1 pseudogene is annotated in these 877 nt (G+C 62.7%); it reads left to right on the top strand.

Annotated features, from left to right (window positions below):
• A pseudogene (locus tag AC0L2Y_RS34510) lies at positions 1-877 on the top strand (IS110 family RNA-guided transposase); the annotation flags it as partial.

The following is an 877-nucleotide window of genomic DNA, read 5'->3' as shown; positions in this document are numbered from 1 at the left end:
GGTGATCGAGGCCACCGGCAACGCGACGTCCGCTGCAGCTGTGGTTGCGCCGCATGTTAACAATGTGGTGATCGCCAACCCGAAACAGGTCCGTATCATTGCCCATGCCAACATCAAGACGGACACGATCGACGCAAGCGTTCTTGCGCAGCTCTATGCCAGCGGCTTCTTGCCAGAAGTCTGGATTGCGGACGAGCCGACGCAGGCGCTGCACCGACCGGTCATACGGCGCAATCAGATCGTCCGGCAGAGATCGCGCTTAAGAACATCATCCAGTCGATCCTTCATAGTCACCTGATCCCGTCTTGTCCGCATGCGGACCTGTGCGGCGCCAAGGGTCGGACCTGGTTGAGTGACCAGGTTGTGCCGGAAGACGAGCGCCTCGCTATCGATCGGAATTTGCGCGAGTTCGATCGGCTGGGCGAGGACCTCGAGGACATCGAGCGCGATCTTACCCGCTCGGCTCTCGAGAATGACAGCGTGAGGTGGCTTATGACCATTCCCGGTGTCGACATGACCGTCGCGTTGGCAATGAAGGCAGCGATCGGAGAGGTGACCCGTTTTGATGAGCCGCAAAAGCTCGTCAGCTATCTCGGGCTGAATCCGAGCGTCAGGCAATCAGCACCCGGGCCTGCCTATCATGGACGCATTACCAAGCAGGGACGCGGACATGCCCACGGCATGCTCGTCGAAGCGGCTTGGGCGGCAGCACGCGCGCTGGGGCCACTCCGTGCCTTCTTCCTGCGGGTGCGGGCCCGCCGCGGCCAGCACGTCGCCGCCGTCGCGACCGCGCGCAAGCTCGCCGTCGTGATCTGGCATCTGCTGATGAAGCGGGAGAGCTACGCGTGGGCAAGGCCGTCCCTGCACGCCAAGAAGC

This window comes from Mesorhizobium sp. WSM4830 (assembly GCF_055811495.1).
The sequence above is the reverse complement of the archived record's forward strand: the minus strand, read 5'-3'. Positions and strand labels throughout refer to the sequence as shown.